The organism is Brevibacillus sp. B_LB10_24, from assembly GCF_046036945.1.
Lineage (GTDB): Bacteria > Bacillota > Bacilli > Brevibacillales > Brevibacillaceae > Brevibacillus_C.
This window is the reverse complement of record NZ_JBJQOQ010000035.1, coordinates 22,483-44,280: the sequence shown is the minus strand read 5'-3', so window position 1 is coordinate 44,280 and position 21,798 is coordinate 22,483. Positions and strand designations below refer to the sequence as shown.

The following is a 21,798-nucleotide window of genomic DNA, read 5'->3' as shown; positions in this document are numbered from 1 at the left end:
TCATTCCTCCCTCACGCTAGTATGGATGGATGGATGGCGTGTGTTTAAGACGATCAGCGCAATAAATAATCCTAAAATAAGAAGAAAAATGGCATACATGTTATTTGACGGTAGCTGTAATACGTAGGTGAGGTTCTCCTTCATCCAAAACGTCGTCGTCCAAATTACTCTGTCTTTCCAAAAGTTCCAGATCGGAGACAGCCAGGTAGTGATGATACTTGGCAAAATGAGGAAGCAGATCAGCAGGGTACTTAGCAAGGCGCTGTACCCGTACAACATTCTGCGGTAGCGGAGTTGGTGTTTGGTTTTGTGAATCGAGGCAATTGAATTGATTTGAGCTGTTACATGCTCGGAAAGAGGAAGCGGCGCAAGTGACTGATCCATCCCGTGGAAGGATTGTTCAATCATGAGCAAGTCAGTTCTCCAGTGTACACATGCACTGTAGCACTGCGGGCACTGAGACAAGTGATTTGACACGATCTCCTGTTCTTCCGGTGTCAGTTCGTTCTCCAGGAACATCATCAAGGTTAGTTCATCGAGATGAGACATCTGAGACACTCCTTTCCGTTACGTGTTGTTGATAGAGATGCTTTAATTGCTTGCGGGCCCGAAACAGCCGGGTACCAACTGTATTTTTGGTTAAACCGACGATATTGCCAATTTCCTCGTAGCTTAGTTGTTCCGTGAATCGAAGCGTAAGGATGAGACGGTCTACCTCTTCCAAGTGTTCGAGCAAGCCGGCTATGCGGCTGTGAAACTCCTTCTCCAGGTAGAGGGATTCAGGCGTATCAGCAAGCACAGGGCCTTTGTTTAGTTCGAAGTGAAGCAGATCATCTTCCAGCACGATTTCCCGCTTCTTCCGCAGATAGTCGATGCACGTGTTGGAAGCGAGCCGAAAGAGCCAAGAATGAAAAGGCAGGGAGGGGTCGTACTTATGCAGGTTTTGCGCTACTTTCAGCCAAATTTCGTTGTTAACATCCTGCGCATCGTGGAAGGAGTAAACCATCTTGTGGACAATCCGCGTCACTCTCTGGCCAAAAAGCTCCACCAGCGAGCGGAAAGCCTCGGCGTCGCCTTGCAGGAAAAGTCGTATATGGGTTAACGCTTCCCGGTTGATCGCGTAAACCTCTTCATGATACTTCTCTTCCATCAGCTTCCCCCCCTCCACTCTACAGTACGGAATTCCTATGATAAGAATTTCACGTTCGTCATGCAAATGCAACAAAAAACGCTCAGACTAAACAGCATGAGCGAGAAGATGGGATCTATGAGGACGGTTCTTCGTCATCTGCCTGTGTCAGGTCGACTGCCACGCGGAGTTTGGCTTTCAGCTTATGCCCTTTGATGATCGTATAGTCATCGACCTTCTGACTTTCCAAACGGTTGAGGGCTTCCGCCAATTTTTGTTCATCCCGATAAGGCTGGATGGTGAGCAAACACTCGTCATCGCTTGCTTCCTGGTATATCAGGTAGTAGCGGTCGTCGGGCATGCCAGCCGCCTCCTATTTTTACAAGTTATCCACAGATTTATCAACAGGTTGTGCACAAAAACGTCTGTTCGTGGGATAAATAGAGAGTATAAGCTAGTTTTCCTTGTTTTTTCCTGCGCTATACTCTTTGGACTGGGTTGCCTTTCTGAATTGACGTGTCAAGAAATTCGGGGTATGATTATATTACAAAATTGTGAATATTCTGTACGAAAGCCTGAATGAAATAGGGAAGGGGTGCAGCTGTCATGTTAGCCTTTCTTGCCTTCACGGTCATCCTATTTATCATTGTAGGGTTCGTCATCTATCTCACGTCCAAAGGTTTGAGGCACGATTCCAAGAACTACGACGAAAATCATTTGTGGGACTTATATAACCGGCCCAACGACAAGAATCTTCACATGTAAAAACGTACAGACGCAGTGACGCTGCGTCTGTTCATTTTCCTTTGGTCAATATGCATGGTACTCCAAATCCAATCGCACCCGGCTCTGACATCTTCTCCAGGTAGCGCAGGCCGCGCTGGCAAGGCGTCGGGCATACTTTGCAAGTCTCGGATGTGACGATCTTCATTCTCGACGAACTGCGGTTTGGCGCCGATGCATCCGCTTTTTTCTTGTATTTTTTAGACAAGCTCCTTCCCCCCTTACACCGTCTGGAATTATCATATGAACGCGCCGGGACGCTGTCCGTTCTCCAGAGGGGAAAAGGGGTAGGAGTTTGCGGAGAAACGAGAAAAAGGGCGGATGGGGAGGATAAATAAAAAAGGATCGGTCACGACCGATCCTTTATACGTTGACTTTATGGCGCGCCCGAAGGGACTTGAACCCCTGCAAGACGTGGCTCCGGAGGCCACCGCTCTATCCAACTGAGCTACGGGCGCAAAAGTGGATACTTGTCTATTATACAAGATCGTACAGTGAATATCAAGAAATTCTCTCTTTCCAATATTGGGCTAAGAATGATTTTTTCAATTTGGCAGGAAAATTGCAAGAGAGAAACGAATACTATATAGCGTGACCAAGATCTGCTTAAGAGGGGGCTATTCCAAGTGAACATGGGTTTTGGATTGTATCAAGAGCAGACGCTAAAGCTTGTGATGACGCCTGAATTACGCCAAGCGATTACGATCTTGCAATTTTCTGCTCACGATTTGGTTTCGTATTTACAGGAACAGGCCACCGAAAATCCGGTTATCGAGCTCCAGGAGGTCAGCGCTGCGATCGAACCGCCCAAGCGGCTGGAGGAGCGTCCGACAGTCGAATTTGACTGGAAGGAGTTTGCCTGGAATCGTTCGACCGGAGATTATGTTGTCAATAAAAATGAAAGCACTTTCAATCCGTTAGATCTCGTTCGCGCCCCTAGTTTTAGCCTGTACGATTACCTGGAGGCACAGCTGAACTACGTCAAAGGCATCACGGCGCCGCAGCGAAAAATTGCCTTGTTTTTGATCGGCAACCTGGATGACAAGGGATACCTGGAAATCAGCCTGGAGGAGGCGGGGGAGAGGCTTGGTGTTTCACTTCCGGAAGCGGAGGAGGCGCTGACGATCGTTCAGCGGCTAGAGCCGATCGGGGTGGGTGCCCGCAATCTGGCCGAATGCCTGCTGCTTCAGCTGGAATACGAGGGACTGGATGACGAGTACACGGTAGAGGTCGTCAGGGAGTATCTGGAGGACTTGGCCAATAACCGTTTTTCACGCATTGCCGACAGGCTGAAAATCAGTGTGGAACAGGTGCAGGAGATCGCCGATGTCGTCCGGTCGCTCAATCCCCGTCCGGGAGCGGCTTACAATCGGGGTGAGACGCGTTTTGTCACGCCGGATGTCACTGTAGAAAGAGTCCAGGGGGAGTACGTCGTCTTGGTCAACGACGCTTCCACCCCGCGGCTGCAGATCAACAGCTTTTACGAAAAAATGCTGCGGGAGACAGGCAGCCAGGATGAAGCGCGGCAGTTCATCCAGGAAAAATTAAATGCCGCCTTCTGGCTGGCGAAGAGCCTGGAGCAGCGGCGTTTGACCTTGATGCGGGTGACCCAGGCGATCGTGGAACTCCAGCGCGACTTTTTTGATTACGGAGTTCACTGTCTAAAGCCGATGACGCAAAAAGAGATCGCGGAGCGGGTCAACCTTCACGAATCCACAGTCAGTCGGGCTACCAGCAACAAGTACGTCCAGACTCCGCGAGGCGTGTTTGAGTTAAAATACTTTTTCACTTCTGCCTTATCGATGGCGAACGGCGAAAGCGCTTCTTCGGAGAGCGTGAAGCGGAGGCTAAAGGCGATGATCGAGGAAGAGGATCGTAAAAAGCCGCATTCCGACCAAAAGCTGGCAGAGATGCTGAGCAAGGAAGGCATCGAGATCTCACGCCGCACCGTTGCAAAATACCGCGAAGAAATGATGATCCCATCGTCTGCAAAAAGAAAGAGGTACTAAACAGTGACATCCCATGTTTTTTCAATCACGCTATACGGCCGCCCCGGCTGCCATCTCTGCGACGACGTGGAGCAAAGCATCCGGGCGGTCGGCAAGGATATTCCCCTGACTCTCGAAGTGGTGAATATCGCCAATCATCCCGGGTTGGAAGAGAAATACCTCTTCACGATTCCGGTAGTGGCGGTAGACGGCGAGGTCGTCTTTGAATCAGTATCTCGTGTCATGACAGAGACGGAATTCCGGATGGAACTGTCAGACCGTCTGGATTCCAAGTTGAAGCAGAGAAAAGGAGAAAACGAATGCTAATCTTAGGTACGGCGAAGGCGGAAAGGGTGCAGATAGAGAAAGTCCTTGATTATGTGATGGAACAGTACTTCTTCATCAGCCATAGACACTGGGTTGAGCAAGGGTTGTCAGCAAGTCTGCAGACGCTGGAAATCACGATGGAAGAAGCCGAGGAAGAGCCATGGCTGACGACCCGCCTCCACTGGGAGTGGCTGGATCGGACAGGTGGCGAGGGACAGACCTTTGCGCAGCACTTGTTGTTGACGAAAAACAAGCGGCTTCCGCTTCGCTCAGTGCTAGAGAGATTGGCGGGTACACACAACGGATTTTACCAGGTTGTCTCCATTGCGAACGAAGAGGAAATGATCTTGGCTGATCTGTTTACCGGGAAGCTATACCCCGTAAGAGTTGAGCCTGAGGAGTTGGCTCTGCCGTGGTCTATTTTGATGACGAGACTGTATCCGCTGCCAAACGGCCATTGGTTGATTGTGCAGAACCCCTGCATTCTCGCTCCTGCCTATGCAAGAAGTCTGCGGGAGTGGTGGCGCCGGCTTCAGGCTGACAGGTTTACTGCCGCTTACCCGCCGCTTGCGGACGAAGAAAGCTATGCAGCTTACCTGAAAGCCAGCGGGCTGTCGCTTGCCTACAAGGCTGTACATGCCGCTGATGGAGAACTGTTTGAGCAGGATGCTGAGCAGATCTCTTCCTTGATGACTCTGTACCAGGAGGATCGGGCCGGGCTCCAAGAAGAACTGGACAAGCTTGACCCGGAACAAAAGTGGCTGTTTTACCAGAGTCTTCAGCATCTTTTATGGTTTTCGGCGGTAGAGAGCGGAGAGGGGCCGCCTGTACTGGAGTGCGAATTCAGCATCGGCGGGCAAAGGGCCGAGTTTGCCTGGACCGAGAAAATCGCCGAAGTTTTCCGAAACGCCATCTTCCATGAGGAAAGCCTTGGCGGCTCTGCAGAAACTGGGCTGGAAGGGCGGGAAGCTTTTGACGAGATGGCTGTCTTGTTGGATCAGCTGGTAACGTCAGGCATTGCCTCGCCTCAGTTGAAAGAGATTTTTCTCAAGCTGAAGGACGGAAGCGACTTATCCCAATTCGAGGCTCGCTTGCTTGAGCGCGAGCTGGCCAATATGGAAAAGATGGCAGAAGAGCTGCCGGATGATGCTGTGCTGTTTGACTCCGCAGACGGGGTGGAGATCGAGCTTCCGTGGTTTGATGCCACATTCGGGCTGTTTCGCAATGAGGTGCTGCAGGACAAGGCTGACGCCACGATCGAGAAGTACGATGACGCTATCTCGGCGTTTAAAGCGTACCTGTCCATGCGCGGACACGAGATCCATCATTGGGGCGATATCACGGAAGAGCATATAGCGGAATTTATCTGTTGGTGGTACATCTGCATGGATGTGAGCAGCACCCGTACGGGAGCTGCGAGGCTGGTGTCGGCGATGGGACGTCTGCTCCGCTGGCTGGATAAAGCCGAATGGGTCAAGCTGTGGCGGGCCTGCAAGCCGCTGCTGGACGAGTGGAAGACGACGCTGCCCCACTGCTTCCTGGTGAGGGAAAGGGCTGAAAAGTGTTTTGGCAATGCCCTGCTGCTGGAGGAAAAATGGGAGGATTGGGATGGGTCGTTTCAACTTCTGGAACGGACTGGCCAGAACCAATGGCGGGTGCTGGATTGCGACAAGCACAAAAAGTTTACGGTCGGGGTTCCCGCCGAGTTGGACAGCGTGCTGCAAGCCGGTTTGATCCTCTCAGGCCTGCTGAGGAGGTCCAAAAAAGAGTGGAGGCTAATCGGGGTATACTACGTTCACCCTAAACAAGCCTTGAAGTATTTATGGTAGAGAACCGGGCCGGGCAGGGCTGCACCTTGCCGGGCCTTTTCATTTCTTGCCACCCGAATCCGGCTGTGATACACTACAGGTGTAAGAACTTATTTTTTTGGTTTGCGTGGGACTGAAATTGTATATAGTGGGACATTTTCGGTCCATACTCCTTACATAAGGAGGAGATGTATGCGTAGTCTGATCGAAGTACAGCAGAAGCTGCTGCCTGATTTAGTAGATGTCCTGCGTAAACGCTATACGCTTCTGCAGTCGATTTCCCATCTTCAGCCGATCGGCCGAAGGGGGTTGGCCCAGGCGATGATGACCACGGAGCGCATCCTGCGAGCCGAAGTCGAACTATTAAAAGAAATGGGATTGATTAACGTCTCGTCTGTCGGGATGATCTGCACCGAAGAGGGGTATCGCGTTTTGGAGCAGCTGGAGGCGATGGTGAACGACTTGTTCGGGTTGAACCAGCTTGCCGGACAGCTGCAACAGCTTCTCGGCATCCCGGAGGTCATCGTCGTACAGGGCGACTCCGACCAGTCTGAGTGGGTCAAACACGAACTGGGCCGGGTCGGGGCGCGCTTGTTGAAGCAGCATGTGCGTGAAGCGGATGTGATCGCTTTGACTGGGGGCTCCACGGTTGCCAGCGTGGCCGACCACTTGACTCCGTCTGCTGTATTTCGCAGCGTTCAATTTGTTCCTGCGCGGGGCGGACTGGGAGAACAGGTGGAGCTGCAGGCCAATACCCTGGCTTCCGAGATGGCGGCGAAAACCGGAGGCAGCTACCGGCTGCTTCACGTTCCGGACAGATTGAGTCCGGACGCCTTCCAAACTTTGCTTGCAGAACCGCAGGTGGCAGAAGTGATGGAACTGCTTCACTCCGCTCGCATCGTCGTGCATGGGATCGGGGACGCATTGACGATGGCCCGTCGCCGCAAATACGACGAGAGTGAGCTCGAGGAGCTGGAACGCGCAGGGGCTGTATCCGAAGCGTTCGGCTACTACTTTAATGAAGCAGGAGAGATCGTCTACCGGATGCCGACCATCGGCCTTCAACTGGAGGATGTAAAGCAGGCGGAAGCTGTTATCTCTGTTGCCGGCGGAGCAAGCAAGGCAAAAGCAATCCAGTCCTTTGCCAAACAAGGGTGTCAGAACGTGCTCGTCACCGATGAAGGGGCAGCCCTGACTTTGCTTGGCCAGAAGTCTTAGCCGGAATCGGCCGGCGCCGTATCTGCCTGGGACTTCTGTGGAAACACTAAGGGCGGTTACATGCAGAAGACTGCCCATGAGGGTTTATGTTGTAGGAAAGTACTGTAATTCGATAGGAGGTCTTTTATATGGTAAAAGTAGGGATTAATGGATTTGGACGTATCGGCCGCAATGTATTTCGCGCTGCGTTGAGCAACCCGAATGTGGAGGTTGTCGCTGTCAACGATTTGACAGATGCCAAGACATTGGCTCATCTGCTGAAATACGACAGCGTGCACGGCATATTAGATCAGACGGTCGAAGCTGGAGAAGGATGCCTGATCGTCGGCGGAAAAGAGATTAAAGTATTGGCAGAACGCGATCCAGCCAACCTCAAATGGCAGGATTACGACGTAGAAATCGTCGTCGAGTCTACCGGACGCTTCACCAAGCGGGAAGATGCGGCGAAGCACCTGGAGGGCGGAGCCAAGAAGGTCATCATCTCCGCTCCGGCGACGAACGAAGATATCACGATCGTCATGGGCGTCAATGAAGACAAGTACGATCCGGCAGCACATACGGTCATCTCCAATGCGTCCTGCACGACCAACTGTCTGGCTCCGTTCGCCAAAGTGCTGCATGAGAAATTCGGAATTGTACGCGGTTTGATGACCACTGTACACTCTTACACCAACGACCAGCAGATCCTCGACCTGCCGCACAAAGATCTTCGCCGGGCCCGTGCCGCGGCACAAAATATCATTCCGACATCGACTGGCGCAGCAAAAGCAGTATCTTTGGTGCTGCCGGAGCTGAAAGGAAAGCTGAACGGATTTTCGATGCGTGTGCCTACCCCGAACGTCTCGGTGGTTGACCTGGTCGCTGAGCTGAAAACGGATGTGACGGTGGAAGAAGTAAACCAGGCGCTGAAAGAAGCAGCAGAAGGCGCGCTCTCCGGCATCATGGCTTACTCGGATGAACCGCTCGTCTCTTCCGACTACAATGGCAACCCGGCTTCTTCGACGATTGACGGCTTGTCTACCATGGTCCTGGAAGGCAACATGGTCAAAGTTGTCTCCTGGTACGACAACGAGTGGGGCTATTCCAACCGCGTCGTAGACCTGTGCCAATATGTTGCACAGCGCGGCCTGTAAACGTACAATAGAAGCGGCAAGTTGAAAAGGGAGAGCAACCTCTCCCTTTTCCCGTACGTTTATAAGGTATAGCAAGCATCCTATCACAAGGAGGAGCTGTTCATGTCGAAGAAGTCCATTCGCGATATCGATTTGGCCGGGAAACGGGTTTTTTGCCGGGTCGATTTCAATGTACCCATGCAAGACGGCGTGATTACTGATGACACCCGCATCAGAGCGGCGGTTCCAACGATCACGTATTTGACGAATGCGGGGGCGAAAGTGATCCTGGCTAGTCACTTTGGCCGTCCGAAAGGCGAAGTCGTAGAGGAAATGCGCCTCACAGCCGTGGCGGAGCACCTCGCCAAGCTGCTTGGCCAACCTGTAAAAAAGCTGGCCGATTCGACCGGCCCACAGGTAGCGGCTGCCGCACAGGAGATGAAAGACGGCGACGTCATTTTGCTGGAGAACGTCCGCTTCCATGCCGGAGAAGAAAAGAACGACCCTGAACTAGCCAAGGCGTTCGCGTCGTTGGCTGACGTGTTCGTCAATGATGCGTTCGGCACCGCTCACCGCGCCCACGCTTCAACGGCGGGCATCGCGCAGTACATACCGGCTGTCGCCGGATTGTTGATGGAAAAAGAGATTCAATTCCTCGGCGGGGCCTTGTCAAATCCCGACCGCCCCTTTACCGCGATCGTCGGCGGGGCCAAGGTGAAAGACAAGATTGCGGTCATCGAGAATTTGCTGACCAAGGTTGACACGCTGATCATCGGCGGCGGAATGGCCAACACCTTTATCAAAGCCCAGGGCTACAGCGTCGGCGCTTCCCTGTGTGAAGACGACAAGCTGGAGCTGGCCCGTTCGCTGATGGAGCAGGCAAAGCAGCGCGGCGTGCAGATGCTGATGCCGACCGATGTGGTCGTCGCCGATCGGTTTGCCGCGGATGCCGAGACAAAAACCGTATCGATCGACGCCATTCCAGACGGCTGGATGGCGCTTGACATCGGACCTGCAACAGTGAAAACGTTTCGCGAGGCCATCCTCGCTTCCAAGACGGTCGTTTGGAACGGCCCGATGGGCGTGTTCGAGATGGACAAGTTTGCAAACGGAACGGTGGAAGTGGCAAAGGCGATGGCAGAGTGCGACGGAACGACGATCATCGGCGGCGGAGACTCGGTGGCTGCGGTGGAAAAGGCCGGCGTCGCCGATCGGATGACGCACATTTCTACCGGCGGCGGGGCTTCCCTGGAGTTTATGGAAGGCAAAGATCTGCCGGGTGTAACCGTATTACAGGATAAATAGCAGGAGGTAGGCAGTCATGAGAAAACCGATACTGGCTGGCAACTGGAAGATGTACAAAAGCGTTGCGGAGGCGGCAGAATTCGCCCGGCAATTGCCTGCCGACGACCCGGCAAACAGCGTTGAAAAAGTAATCTGCGCGCCGTTTACGGCTCTGGCAGCGCTAGGTGAGCTGCTGAAGGGAAGCCCTTATCAGCTGGGTGCGCAGAACATGCACTTCGCCGAGCAGGGAGCCTTTACCGGCGAGATCAGTCCGCTGATGCTGAAAGAGCTGGGCGTAGCCTATGTGATCCTCGGCCATTCTGAGCGGCGCCAGTACTTTCAGGAAACAGACGAGCTGGTAAATGAAAAGGTAAAAGCTGCCCTGTCGCACGGATTGAAACCGATCATTTGCGTCGGCGAGTCGCTGGAAGAACGGGAAGGCGGCAAGACGGAAGAAGTCGTTCGCAGACAAACAACAGCGGCTCTAGCGGGCATAACTGCGGAGCAGGCGGCTGCATTGGTCATCGCTTACGAACCGATTTGGGCGATTGGCACAGGCAGATCGTCGACCGCCGAGGACGCCAACCAGACGATCGCCTTCATTCGCCAGGTCGTGGCAGAAGTGATGGGGCAGCAGGCAGCGGAGCAAGTGCGGATTCAATATGGGGGCAGTGTCAAGCCGGAGAACATCGCAAGCTTTATGCAGCAATCTGACATCGACGGAGCGCTCGTCGGCGGAGCCAGCCTGACAACAGACAGCTATCTCGCCCTGGCGCAAGGCGCTCTCGCGGCAAGGGGGTAACAGCGATGGCGAATCGACCGAAGCCGGTTGCCTTGATTATTCTGGACGGGTTTGCCCTGCGCGACGAAACGTACGGAAACGCCGTGGCGCAAGCGAACAAGCCCCATTTTGACCGCTACTGGGACAAATATCCGCACGCCACTCTGCAGGCCAGCGGACTGGCGGTCGGCCTGCCCGAAGGACAGATGGGAAACTCAGAAGTGGGCCATCTTAACATCGGCGCCGGGCGGGTCGTCTACCAGGATTTGACCCGCGTGACCAAAGCGATCAAAGAGGGTAGCTTCTATCAAAATGAAACGCTGCTCGGCGCCGTTCGCCATGCCAAGGAAAACGGCAAAAAGCTGCACATGTTCGGCCTGTTGTCCGACGGCGGCGTGCACAGCCACATCAACCACCTGTTCGCCCTGTTGGAGTTGGCCAAGCGGGAAGGGCTGGAAGAAGTATACGTCCATGCCTTCCTCGACGGACGCGATGTAGCGCCGGACAGCGCCGTGAAATACCTGCAGCAGCTTCAGGAGAAGTGCAAAGAGCTCGGAGTCGGCAAAATCGCCACCGTACAGGGCCGCTACTACGCGATGGACCGCGACAAGCGCTGGGAGCGGGTGGAGAAGGCGTACCGGGCCATGGTCTACGGAGAAGGACCTCACTACACCGATCCGATTCAGGCCGTAAAAGAGTCGTACGCAAAATCGATCATGGACGAATTTGTCATGCCCACAGTGATTGTCGACGAGCATGACAAGCCGGTTGCATTGGTGGAAAGCCAGGATGCCGTCATTTTCTTCAACTTCCGCCCCGACCGGGCCATCCAGACCTCACAAGCTTTTACGAACGATGATTTTCGCGGGTTCGACCGGGGAGAAGGGCGTCCCAAGCAGCTTTACTTTGTCTGTTTGACCCATTTTTCCGAAACCGTCGACGGGTTTGTGGCGTACAAGCCAGCCAACCTGGACAACACATTGGGCGAAGTGCTCGCGCAGAATGGCCTGACCCAGCTGAGGATCGCGGAAACGGAGAAGTACCCGCACGTCACCTTTTTCTTCAGCGGCGGGCGTGAGCAGGAATTTCCCGGCGAGCAGCGAATTTTGATTCCGTCGCCGAAGGTGGCTACCTATGACCTGAAGCCGGAGATGAGCGCTCCGGAGTTGACGGATGCCGTCGTCGCCGAAATCGAGGCAGAGAAATTCGACGCGATCATCCTGAACTTCGCCAACTGCGACATGGTCGGGCATTCCGGGAAAATGGAGCCGACGATCAAAGCAGTCGAAACGGTGGACCACTGTCTCGGCCGGGTCGTCGACGCGATCGTGGCCAAAGGGGGAATTGCCATCATCACCGCCGATCATGGCAACGCGGATCTGATCCTCGACGCTGAGGGGAACCCGGTAACCTCCCACAGTACTTTCCCGGTACCGGTGATCGTCACCAAGGAAGGCGCTGCGCTGCGAAAGGACGGAATTTTGGCAGATTTATCCCCGACTGTGTTAGACTTGTTGGGAGTAAAGCAACCTGAAGAGATGACTGGTTCGACATTACTGGAACAGTAAGAGGAGGAAAAAACATGAGCATGATTACGGATATCTACGCGCGTGAAATACTCGATTCCCGCGGCAATCCTACCGTAGAGGTGGAAGTGTATTTGGAGGACGGCTCGATGGGACGTGCGGATGTTCCATCCGGGGCTTCGACAGGGGCGTATGAAGCGGTAGAGCTGCGCGACGGCGACAAATCCCGCTACCTGGGAAAAGGCGTACAGCAGGCGGTCAAGAATGTGAACGACATCATCGCTCCGGAATTGATCGGCATGGACGCACTGGACCAAGTAGGCATCGACACGGCGATGATCGCTTTGGACGGAACGCCTAACAAAGGGAAATTGGGAGCCAACGCGATTCTCGGCGTCTCGATGGCCGTAGCACATGCAGCAGCCAACTCCCTGGGAGTCTCTCTCTACAACTACTTGGGCGGGTTTAACGCCAAGACGCTGCCGGTTCCGATGATGAACATCCTAAACGGCGGCAAGCACGCGGACAACACAGTCGACATCCAGGAATTCATGGTCATGCCTGTCGGCGCCTCCTCTTTTGCCGAAGCGCTGCGGACGGGCGCGGAGATTTTCCACTCCCTGAAAAAAGTACTGGCATCGAAAGGCTTGAACACCGCTGTCGGCGATGAGGGCGGATTCGCGCCTAACCTGAAATCGAACGAAGAAGCGATTACGACGATCCTGGAAGCGATCAAGGCTTCAGGGTACGAGCCTGGCAAGGATGTCTTCCTTGCGCTGGACGTAGCGTCGACGGAGATGTACAAAGACGGAAAATACCATTTCGAAGGCGAAGGCGTCGTAAAAACGACGGAAGAGATGATTGCCTTCTACGAAGAACTGGTGCAAAAATACCCGATCATCTCGATTGAAGACGGTCTGGCCGAAGACGATTGGGACGGTTGGAAGGCCCTTACCGAGCGCCTGGGCGGCAAAGTGCAGCTCGTCGGGGATGACTTGTTTGTGACGAATACCGAGCGTCTGGCTCGCGGGATTGAGAACCAAACAGGAAATTCCATTTTGGTCAAAGTAAACCAAATTGGCACATTGACGGAGACCTTCGACGCGATCGAAATGGCTAAGCGCGCCGGGTACACCGCTGTCATCTCCCACCGATCCGGGGAAACTGAGGACGCGACGATCGCGGATATCGCCGTGGCAACCAATGCCGGACAGATCAAGACGGGCGCTCCATCCCGTACGGACCGCGTAGCCAAGTACAACCAGCTGCTGCGCATTGAGGACGAGTTGGGTGACACCGCACGTTTCGGCGGCCGGGCTGCTTTCTACAATCTGAAAAAGTAAGCATGAGGGACCGGTTTTCCGCGATGTGCGGGAGGCCGGTTTTTTAATTGTTCTTCTTGACAGCGAGAACTGTAATGATTATGATTACATTACATTTACGAACGGGAGGATATGGATGAACAGTGAATTTGTCATTGCCGTTCACAGCCTGACGTATCTGGCCAGGTCAGCCGGCCGTCTGGCTTCCAGCGACATCATCGCCACCAGTGTCTCCGTCCATCCGGTCCGGGTTCGAAAGGTGCTCAGCCTGCTGCGCAAGCACGGCTACATCAAATCAAAAGAAGGGGCGAAGGGCGGCTTTCAGCTCAACTGCAACCCCGCAGAAGTCACCTTGGAGGAGATGTATCGCTTGACGTCGGAAGGCTCGCTTAAGCCGAAGTGGCCCAATCCCAATCCGCAGTGTCTGATTGGCGCCAATATTGAGAAAGCGATGGACGGGATTTTTCTGGCTGCCGAACAGCAGTTGGAAACGTATTTTCGTTCCTTTACGATCGCGGATGTCCTCAAAAAGGTGGAGGAAAAAGCAGGGGAGTAATTTTTTGCGATTAACTGTAATGATTTTTATTACATTTTTTTATAAGGGATGCTGCTCTGTCCCGCGTATACAAAGGAGGGAGAGGAACTGATGCAAGTCCAGAATCGCGTCGTCGGAAAACGGCCTGGGATGTATTACGGGTGGATTGTCGTCGTGATCACGTTTTTGACCTTGCTGGTTGCAGCCGGTATCCGTTCGATGCCGGGAATCCTGATGATGCCCCTTGAGGATGAGTTCGGCTGGAGCCGGGCAGGACTTTCCGGGGTTGTCTCGATCAATATCTTTCTGTACGGTCTGATGGGGCCGTTTGCCGCTGCCTGGATGGAGCGGTTCGGGATCAGAAGGACGATGGTCTTCGCATTGGCGCTGCTGGCTGTGGGCCTGTCTTTGACGACGGTGATGACATCGCTCTGGCAGCTAAACCTGCTTTGGGGAGTCTTGATGGGCTTGGCTACGGGAGCGCTGGCCAATGTACTGGGCGTTACGGTGGCAAATCGCTGGTTTGTCGAGCGAAAGGGGACGGTGGTCGGGCTCTTGACGGCCAGCGCAGCGACGGGGCAGCTGTTGTTTCTGCCTCTGTTGGCGAAAGTGATTCAGGAAGCGGGTTGGAGGTATTCGGTTTGGACTGCCGTGATTGCCCTCTTTATCCTGATCCCCGTCGTCGCAGTATTGATGCGCAACGATCCGGAGGACGTCGGACAGATGCCTTACGGCGCGAGCGAGCATACAAGACCCGCCGCCTTTTCGGGGAACATCTTCCTCGAGCCGCTGCGGGTGCTTCGGATCGCGCTCAAAAGCGGGTCGTTTTGGCTCTTGGCGGGGACCTTTTTCTTCTGCGGCTTCTCTACCAACGGACTGATTGGCACACACCTGATCCCGGCGTGCGGCGATTTTGGCATCTCGGAGGTGACGGCAGCCGGCCTCTTAGCCTTCATGGGCTTGTTCGATCTGGTAGGGACGACGCTGTCGGGATGGCTGTCCGACCGCTTCGACAGTCGCTGGCTGTTGTTTTGGTATTACGGGTTTCGCGGTTTGTCGCTGATCTTTTTGCCGCAAGCGCTCGATATGGGTTACGCCTATATGATGATTTTTGCCGTGTTTTACGGCTTGGATTGGATTGCGACCGTTCCACCGACGGTCAAACTCACCGCCCAGAATTTTGCCAAAGAACAGGTGGGGATGGTGTACGGCTGGATCGTCGTCGCGCATCAGTTGGGCGCCTCCGTGGCTGCCTACGAAGCGGGTCTGCTGCGCCAGTGGTTTGGCAGTTACGGGATTGCGTTCGTCGCTGCAGGCATGATCTGTATCGTCGCGGCTTTGATGGCAACCCGGGTCCGGGTCAATCGGCTGAGTTCTGCCGGACAAGAGTAAAATGAAAAAACGATTGCCCCCGGTATTCCGTGCACAGGGCAATCGTTTTTTCGTGAAAGAAAAGCCTTCCCGCCGAAGCAGAAAGACATTTCTATGTAAGCTGGTTTATTTTTTCTCAGACAACCATTTCGCTACTGCACTAACTTCTGCCGGATCAGACAGGATACCTGGAGGCATGATGCCTTTCCCTTTGTGGATGATATCCGAGATTTCCTTTTCGCTCAATTGGCTTCCGATGTTAGCCAATTTCGGACCGACAATTCCTTCGAGGTTCTGGCCATGGCAGGAGGCGCAGTTTGCTTGGAAGACCTTTTCCGGATCGACAGTTGTCGCCGCATTGCCAGGACCTTCAGCAGCTTCTTGTTTTTGGGGATAAGCTAAGGAGACTACAAGTGCGATCAAGAATATCAAAAACAGAACACCGAATGAAGTAAAAAAGGCCCTCGCGGAGTCGACAATATCATTTTGTCGCATATCTTTTTTGAAGTTATTACCAGCCATAAGATGAAGACCTCCTAGTAAAAAGTAAACGGTTCACATGCAATTTTACGGCAAAACGGTGACACTTGCAAGGCAAGCTGAAAACAGACAAAGAAAGTACACATTTACGTTTTTTGAACATCCATGAACTATTCCTGCTCCTAATATAACCAAGCATTTCAAATCCATTCCTGACGGGTTTCTACTATTATAATAGGAGCATCTGAATGTCCCGGGTTGCTGAATGAATGGAACTATGGTACATTTATTCTGATATAGATGAACTGAACTCGAATGATTTTGAGGTGAGTACTATGGCTTTAGCTGCAAAGATTTTGTTAGTGATCGCGAGTATCGGCTTGATCGCCGTCGTTTTGTTACAGTCTGGGAAGAGTGCGGGTCTGGCCGGTTCCATAGCCGGGGGAGCCGAACAGTTAGTTGGGAAGCAAAAAGCAAGAGGGATTGACGCAGTGCTTAGCAAGTTGACGGTTGTTTTTGCGGTACTGTTCATGCTCTCGGCGATTGTGCTGGCGTACTTCTTGAAATAACTGGATACGGACGGACAAAGGCGGCGAGTAACCACTTGCTGCCTTTTTCGCTTTTTACGTTTGCCGACTGCCAAAAGAGCGAATAATACTGGTAGAAGCAGAAATGATCGATAAATGAGGAGCACGAAAAGGAGCTAAATGATGAACGAGCAAGACATTCTTTCTTTTATGCGGATGCAGGCGTATCATCCAATGACGGTCACGGAATTGGAAGAGGCGTTTGATATTTCCGACAGCGAGGCTTTTAAAGAGCTGGTAAAGACCTTAAATGCACTGGAAGATCGCGGCGAGGTGATACGGACCCGCACCAATCGCTACGGGGTGCCGGAGAAGATGAATTTGGTCCGGGGGCGTTTGCAGAGCCATCCTAAGGGATTTGGCTTTGTCATTACCGACACCCCTGATGAACCGGATATTTACATCCACGCCAACGACATGAACAGCGCGATGCACGGGGATATCGTACTGGCGCGGATCGAAAAACAGACCAGCGGCGCCCGTCTGGAAGGGCGGATCATCCGGATTGTGGAGCGGGGCACGACAGAAGTGGTGGGGACGTTCCAGGACGAACGGCTCTACGCGTTTGTGGTACCCGACGAGAAGCGGTTGGGACGGGACATTTTCATTCCCAAGACCGCCTATAACGGAGCGGTAGACGGCCATAAAGTCGTGGTGAAAATCGTCCGCTTTCCGGAAGGGCGTTCCAATCCAGAGGGCGAAGTGGTAGAAATCCTGGGTCATAAAAACGATCCGGGCGTCGACATCCTGTCGATCATCCGCAAATTCGGCCTGCCGGAGGCGTTCCCGGAGGCCGTGCTGGCCGAAGCGGAAGCGGCTCCGGACGAAATCTCTCCCGATGAGATCAAAGGCCGGCGCGATTTGCGCGACCGCATGATGGTGACGATCGACGGGGCGGACGCCAAAGACCTGGACGACGCGGTTTCCCTAGAGGTCCTGGAAAACGGCAACTACCGGTTGGGCGTCCACATCGCGGATGTGAGCTATTACGTCAAAGAGAACTCGGAGCTGGATCAGGAAGCGTACCGGCGCGGCACCAGCGTCTACCTGGTGGACCGGGTGATACCGATGCTGCCGCATCGCTTGTCCAACGGCATCTGCAGCCTCAATCCGCAGGTGGATCGCTTGACGATCACCTGTGACATGGAGCTGGACCGGCAGGCGAACATCGTCTCTCACGACATTTACCTGAGTGTGATTCGCACCAACGAACGGATGACCTACGCCGATGTGCGCAGCATCCTCGTGGACGAAGACCCGGAGCTGATCAAAAAGTACGAGCCGCTCGTGCCGATGTTCAGGCAGATGCAGGAGCTGTGTCTGAAACTGCGGGCTAAACGGATGAGCCGCGGCGCGATCGACTTTGACTTCCGCGAGGCGAAGATCTACGTGAACGAAGCAGGGGAGCCGACAGACATCGGCTTCCGCGTGCGGTCGGTTGCGGAACAAATTATCGAGGAGTTCATGCTGGCTGCCAATGAAACGGTGGCGGAGCATTTCCACTGGATGCGCAAGCCGTTTATCTACCGGGTGCACGAAGATCCCAATCCGGAAAAGCTGATGGCCTTTATGGAGTTTATCACCAACTTTGGCTACTCTGTCCGGGGCAAGGGCAATACGGTGCATCCGCGGGCGCTGCAGCAGCTGCTGGAGGAAGTGAAAGGAACGCCGGAGGAAGTCATCATCAGCACGGTGCTGCTGCGCTCGATGAAGCAGGCGCGTTACGACGCGGAAAGCCTGGGTCACTTCGGCTTGTCGACGGACTTCTACACCCACTTTACATCGCCAATCCGCCGCTATCCGGACCTGATCGTCCACCGCCTGATTCGCGAGTGGATCGAAACAGGGAAGATGAGCGAAAAGCGGGAGGCGCATTGGGCCGAACATCTGCCGATCATCGCCGAGCACGCTTCCCGGCGCGAGCGTGTAGCGGTTGACGCGGAGCGGGAAACAGACGATCTGAAAAAGGCGGAGTACATGCAGGAGCGGATCGGCGAAGAGTTTGACGGCGTCATCTCCGGCGTGACGTCATTCGGGATATTCGTGGAGCTGCCCAATACCATCGAAGGATTGGTACATGTCAGCTACCTGACCGACGATTACTACCATTACCATGAGAAGATGTACGCCCTGATCGGGGAGCGCACCGGAAAACAGTACAGGATCGGCGACGAGGTCAAAGTGCGGGTCTCCAATGTCAACCTCGACGAGCGGGCGATCGACTTCGAGATCGTCGGGATGAAAAAGAGCAACAGCTTCCGTCCGCGCGGCGAGCGGCGTCCCAAGGTGATCGAAGGGCGGAGTGCCGAACGCGGACGCAAAGGAAACGGCCGGAAGAAAAACGAGCAGCGGGAACCGGCGGCGATGCGCAAACGCCGGGAGAAAGCCAAAGCGACTACCCAGCCGATTGCCGCCGAGTCGGGCAGCGAGGGCAGTGAGAACAAGGAAAAGGCGTTTTGGGAGGACCTGGTTCGCTCGAAAAAGCGGAAGAAAAAACAGGTTGCCAGCGCGGCCAAGCGGAAGCGGAAATAGGGGCGGTGCCCGGTAAAGTCTGACAGGCGAAGCCGGGTGCATTCTTGCCCAAAGGAGCCATTTTTGTTAAACTATAAGATACGATTCTTACTGTGAGGTGATCCGTATGTCAAAAGGGAAGGCAGGCGTCAAAGTCGTCGCGCAAAACAGAAAGGCACGCCACGATTACCACATTGAAGACGTCTACGAAGCCGGGATCGCCTTGACAGGTACAGAAATCAAGTCGATACGGGCGGGACGCGTTCAACTGAAGGACAGCTTTGCGCGCGTGGACAACGGCAATGTGCTGCTCTACAACGTGCACATCAGTCCGTACGCCCAGGGCAACCGCTTCAACCACGAACCGGAAAGAACGCGGCAGCTTTTGCTAAGTCGCATGGAAATCCTGAAATTGATCGGCCTCACCCGAGAAAAGGGGTACTCGCTGGTACCGCTTAGCATCTACCTGAAAGGCGGTTGGGCCAAAGTGGAATTGGCCCTGGCCAAAGGGAAGAAAAATTACGATAAACGCGAGGACATCAAGAAGCGGGACGCCAATCGGGAAGTGGAGCGGGCTTTGCGGGAACGCCAAAAAGTCTAGGACCGTTTCCCCGGATGGCAATAGCTTGCTATTGAATTAGGGCGATATGTATGCTATAGTAATTGTACTGTCGACAGTGGCTTCGCTGTAGAGCCATCATCGATAGTCTAACAACTTTTTTCATATCCTTAGGCAGGTTTATGAAGATACACGTATTGACTAGGCGATGGTAATGATTCATTTTATCCTCGCCTACACTTTTTTCTTGACCCTGCTGTTCCAAGGTTCCAGCAGGCCCTTTTACACATGGGGGCGTTTTGGATTCGACGGGGATGGTAGAGCATAAGAAGCGAGCCGGGGGGCTGCGGACCTCGTCATCAACGCGGAAGCCATTAACTGGCAACAAACAACTTTCTCTCGCTGCTTAATAACCAGTGAGGCGCTACCACTCCATCGCCCATGTGGCGTGACTAGCGCTCAACTTTAGTGGGATACGCCGGAGGTCTCCGCCTGGGGCCAAAGGAAGAAGATCAATCAGGCTAGGTTACGGGTCAGCGCGTCACTCCGCGAATCCGTCGCCGAAGTTTAAATGAGTGACTGCGCTCGGAGATGCTTATGTATCGCTGTTTTCGGACGGGGGTTCGAATCCCCCCGCCTCCACCAATACATAGTGAGGATGCCACCTGGTGAGGGTGGTTTTTTTGTGTTTACGGGAGTTAAATATGGTTAATGATTGGTTACTATAGGAAGTTAGGGGAGAGAAATCTCCCCTAATAAATGCCTTTATATGCAAACTAATGTTTGGTATAATAGTTTTGACAAATCAAAGGATTTGGCGTTTTCCCGTCGAATAAAAAACAGATAATTATTTAAGGATTACATAAGAGAACAATACCAAAAGCTCATTACAGGTTTTTAAATTCTGTGATGACTTTTTTTGTTCGAAAATATTAGTTCTTTTTTTTTGTTAAAAAAGAAGGCTCTTGATATAATAGGTCTAAAATAATAGTCAATTGGGTGGTAATTGATGATAACAGGGCTATTTATTAGACATTATAAAATATATCAAGGGTTATATTTCGTTCCTATCTGTAGCGACCTTCAGAATAGATATTCAATGTATATTGTTAACAACGGGGTTGGGAAAAGCTCCATTTTAGAAGCGTTAGATACTTTTTTTAACAACAGGCAATGGAATAAGAATAAAGACGGAAAAAAAGATGAGGCATTTATTGCACCTGTGTTTTTAATAAAAAAGTCTGATTTCGTTAAAAGTGGAAATTACAGTTTGAATATGATTGAGTTCCTCCAATGCAAGTATAACGACTTTTCAAGCCTTCCAACGGATTCCCGAGGGAGGCATTTTTCTTTCTACCTGCAAAAAAACCAAAATCACTGACACGAAACTCCTCTAGCTGGATCAAATAAATGAACTGAAAACAGAAGGGGAGTAAAACAAAATGAAAAAACAACTTCTAGCCGTTAGCATGATGACATTGTTCCTGTCAGCAACAGCGCCATTCACAAGCATGTCGGTATTCGTTTACGCAGCCAACCAGCCCCAAACAGCCCCAGAACCAATGAAGACCCTCGCACAACTGGACAAAAAAGTCGTAGAAGACGCCAAGCAGGCCATGCAAAAGCTGGCGGGTAATGTAACGATCGAACTGAATGAGATAACCGGGATGAATCCCGATTGCTGGGTGATCTCTGCCAAAGACAACAGAGGCGAGGTTCTGGTTACCAAGAACGAGGGAAAAGTCGTTTCTGCAAGAGTGATATTCAAGTTCAGCGAAGTGGATGCCGATTTGCAAAATACGGTCATGAGCACGCTGAAAGGCATGGATGGCAAGCAGTCATTTACGATTGATCAGGTAGATCGAATCAATTGGGAGAAAGAAAACATCTGGCAATTCTGGGGGAAAGACGCAGTCGTTATCATCGATGCGGCGACAGGGAAGGTCAACTCTGCTTCTTTGGATTATCATACCAATCAGATTGACCCTAAAGCGGTAGATACAGCGCAAAAAGCACTGCAGTCACTGTCGAACGGAAAAGCATCAGAATTGTTGCCGGAAGTCACTCTTGTGAAGGATTCGCAAAGACACCTGGATCTGGTATGGAGCTTCATGGATCGCGAACGGACATACGGCATCATGATCGGGGCAAAAACAGGGAAAGTCTTGTCAGCGACTGCGTATAACGAATTCAGTAATGACAACTATGTTTCGGAAGAAGACTTGCCGCAAGTGTTTGCCAAACCGTTCTATACGAAAGAAAAGGCGATTGCTGCCGCCAATCCCGTGTCGAAAAAAATCCTCCATATTGATTTGACAGGCTACAATGTTTCCTGTACTTACAATAAGTATACATTTACGAAACAGGGGAAACCGACCGTAACCGCATCGATTAACAAAAAAGGAGTTTTCTATGATTTTATCGTCACACCGGAAAGCGGCATGTTAAATTAGACCAATGATGTTGCAAAGCTAAAA

Annotated in this window: 21 protein-coding genes, 1 tRNA gene and 1 other RNA gene; 17 read left to right on the top strand and 6 right to left on the bottom strand. The window is 52.8% G+C overall.

Annotated features, from left to right (window positions below):
* From ACI7RC_RS23045 to ACI7RC_RS23025, 5 genes are all read right to left on the bottom strand, one after another.
* A complete protein-coding gene (locus tag ACI7RC_RS23045; RefSeq protein ID WP_408110532.1) occupies positions 1–549 on the bottom strand; it encodes an anti-sigma factor family protein in 549 nt (182 codons plus the stop codon).
* Positions 533–1,150 (bottom strand): RNA polymerase sigma factor, encoded by a 618-nt coding sequence (locus ACI7RC_RS23040; RefSeq protein WP_408110531.1) that lies wholly within the window; start codon positions 1,148–1,150, stop codon positions 533–535. The genes ACI7RC_RS23045 and ACI7RC_RS23040 overlap by 17 nt, the downstream gene beginning before the upstream one ends.
* A 115-nt stretch (positions 1,151–1,265) precedes the next feature.
* A complete protein-coding gene (locus ACI7RC_RS23035; RefSeq protein WP_408110530.1) occupies positions 1,266–1,490 on the bottom strand; it encodes a hypothetical protein in 225 nt (74 codons plus the stop codon).
* 435 nt (positions 1,491–1,925) lie between these two features.
* Complete coding sequence (locus ACI7RC_RS23030) at positions 1,926–2,120, bottom strand: hypothetical protein (RefSeq protein WP_408110529.1); 195 nt, start codon at positions 2,118–2,120, stop codon at positions 1,926–1,928.
* 171 nt (positions 2,121–2,291) lie between these two features.
* Positions 2,292–2,370: transfer RNA gene (locus ACI7RC_RS23025), tRNA-Arg, on the bottom strand.
* Between the two features lie 168 nt (positions 2,371–2,538).
* On the opposite strand from ACI7RC_RS23025, the gene rpoN reads away from it, so the two are divergent.
* The 11 genes from rpoN (at position 2,539) to ACI7RC_RS22970 (ending at position 15,205) form a co-directional block, all read left to right on the top strand.
* The gene (gene rpoN / locus ACI7RC_RS23020; protein ID WP_408110528.1) at positions 2,539–3,921 is read left to right on the top strand and encodes an RNA polymerase factor sigma-54; all 1,383 of its coding nucleotides are present in this window, start codon (positions 2,539–2,541) and stop codon (positions 3,919–3,921) included.
* 3 nt (positions 3,922–3,924) lie between these two features.
* A complete protein-coding gene (locus ACI7RC_RS23015) occupies positions 3,925–4,227 on the top strand; it encodes a glutaredoxin family protein (RefSeq protein ID WP_408110527.1) in 303 nt (100 codons plus the stop codon).
* Positions 4,221–6,056, top strand: a complete 1,836-nt coding sequence (locus ACI7RC_RS23010) for a hypothetical protein (RefSeq protein ID WP_408110526.1) — start codon at positions 4,221–4,223, stop codon at positions 6,054–6,056. Before ACI7RC_RS23015 ends, ACI7RC_RS23010 begins: the two co-directional genes overlap by 7 nt.
* A gap of 171 nt (positions 6,057–6,227) precedes the next feature.
* Positions 6,228–7,253, top strand: coding sequence for a sugar-binding transcriptional regulator (locus tag ACI7RC_RS23005; protein WP_408110525.1), 1,026 nt, complete (start codon positions 6,228–6,230; stop codon positions 7,251–7,253).
* A gap of 128 nt (positions 7,254–7,381) precedes the next feature.
* The gene (gene gap / locus ACI7RC_RS23000; RefSeq protein ID WP_408110524.1) at positions 7,382–8,386 is read left to right on the top strand and encodes a type I glyceraldehyde-3-phosphate dehydrogenase; all 1,005 of its coding nucleotides are present in this window, start codon (positions 7,382–7,384) and stop codon (positions 8,384–8,386) included.
* A 102-nt stretch (positions 8,387–8,488) separates the two neighbouring features.
* Positions 8,489–9,670 (top strand): phosphoglycerate kinase, encoded by a 1,182-nt coding sequence (locus ACI7RC_RS22995; RefSeq protein WP_408110523.1) that lies wholly within the window; start codon positions 8,489–8,491, stop codon positions 9,668–9,670.
* 16 nt (positions 9,671–9,686) lie between these two features.
* Positions 9,687–10,451, top strand: a complete 765-nt coding sequence (tpiA, locus tag ACI7RC_RS22990; RefSeq protein WP_408110522.1) for a triose-phosphate isomerase — start codon at positions 9,687–9,689, stop codon at positions 10,449–10,451.
* A gap of 5 nt (positions 10,452–10,456) precedes the next feature.
* Positions 10,457–11,998, top strand: coding sequence for a 2,3-bisphosphoglycerate-independent phosphoglycerate mutase (gpmI, locus tag ACI7RC_RS22985; protein WP_408110521.1), 1,542 nt, complete (start codon positions 10,457–10,459; stop codon positions 11,996–11,998).
* A 14-nt stretch (positions 11,999–12,012) separates the two neighbouring features.
* On the top strand, positions 12,013–13,299 hold the full coding sequence (eno, locus tag ACI7RC_RS22980; RefSeq protein ID WP_408110520.1) for a phosphopyruvate hydratase: 1,287 nt from the start codon (positions 12,013–12,015) through the stop codon (positions 13,297–13,299).
* 115 nt (positions 13,300–13,414) lie between these two features.
* Positions 13,415–13,834: an Rrf2 family transcriptional regulator gene (locus ACI7RC_RS22975; RefSeq protein ID WP_408110519.1), complete on the top strand. Its 420-nt coding sequence runs from the start codon at positions 13,415–13,417 to the stop codon at positions 13,832–13,834.
* A gap of 90 nt (positions 13,835–13,924) precedes the next feature.
* Positions 13,925–15,205, top strand: coding sequence for an MFS transporter (locus tag ACI7RC_RS22970; protein ID WP_408110518.1), 1,281 nt, complete (start codon positions 13,925–13,927; stop codon positions 15,203–15,205).
* A gap of 105 nt (positions 15,206–15,310) precedes the next feature.
* Here the strand turns inward: ACI7RC_RS22970 and ACI7RC_RS22965 are convergent, their stop codons facing one another.
* Positions 15,311–15,706, bottom strand: coding sequence for a c-type cytochrome (locus ACI7RC_RS22965; RefSeq protein WP_408110517.1), 396 nt, complete (start codon positions 15,704–15,706; stop codon positions 15,311–15,313).
* Between the two features lie 293 nt (positions 15,707–15,999).
* Between ACI7RC_RS22965 and secG the strand changes: the two genes are divergently transcribed.
* From secG to ACI7RC_RS22935, 6 genes are all read left to right on the top strand, one after another.
* The gene (gene secG, locus ACI7RC_RS22960) at positions 16,000–16,233 is read left to right on the top strand and encodes a preprotein translocase subunit SecG (protein ID WP_408110516.1); all 234 of its coding nucleotides are present in this window, start codon (positions 16,000–16,002) and stop codon (positions 16,231–16,233) included.
* Positions 16,234–16,374: 141 nt separating this feature from the next.
* A complete protein-coding gene (rnr, locus tag ACI7RC_RS22955) occupies positions 16,375–18,783 on the top strand; it encodes a ribonuclease R (protein WP_408110515.1) in 2,409 nt (802 codons plus the stop codon).
* A gap of 106 nt (positions 18,784–18,889) precedes the next feature.
* Positions 18,890–19,363, top strand: coding sequence for an SsrA-binding protein SmpB (smpB, locus tag ACI7RC_RS22950; protein WP_408110514.1), 474 nt, complete (start codon positions 18,890–18,892; stop codon positions 19,361–19,363).
* 248 nt (positions 19,364–19,611) lie between these two features.
* Positions 19,612–19,966, top strand: a transfer-messenger RNA (tmRNA) gene (ssrA, locus tag ACI7RC_RS22945).
* A gap of 364 nt (positions 19,967–20,330) precedes the next feature.
* On the top strand, positions 20,331–20,702 hold the full coding sequence (locus ACI7RC_RS22940; protein ID WP_408110513.1) for an AAA family ATPase: 372 nt from the start codon (positions 20,331–20,333) through the stop codon (positions 20,700–20,702).
* A 61-nt stretch (positions 20,703–20,763) separates the two neighbouring features.
* Positions 20,764–21,774 carry a hypothetical protein gene (locus ACI7RC_RS22935; protein WP_408110512.1) on the top strand — a complete coding sequence of 337 codons (1,011 nt, stop codon included), beginning with the start codon at positions 20,764–20,766 and terminating at the stop codon, positions 21,772–21,774.
* Positions 21,775–21,798: the final 24 nt, after the last annotated feature.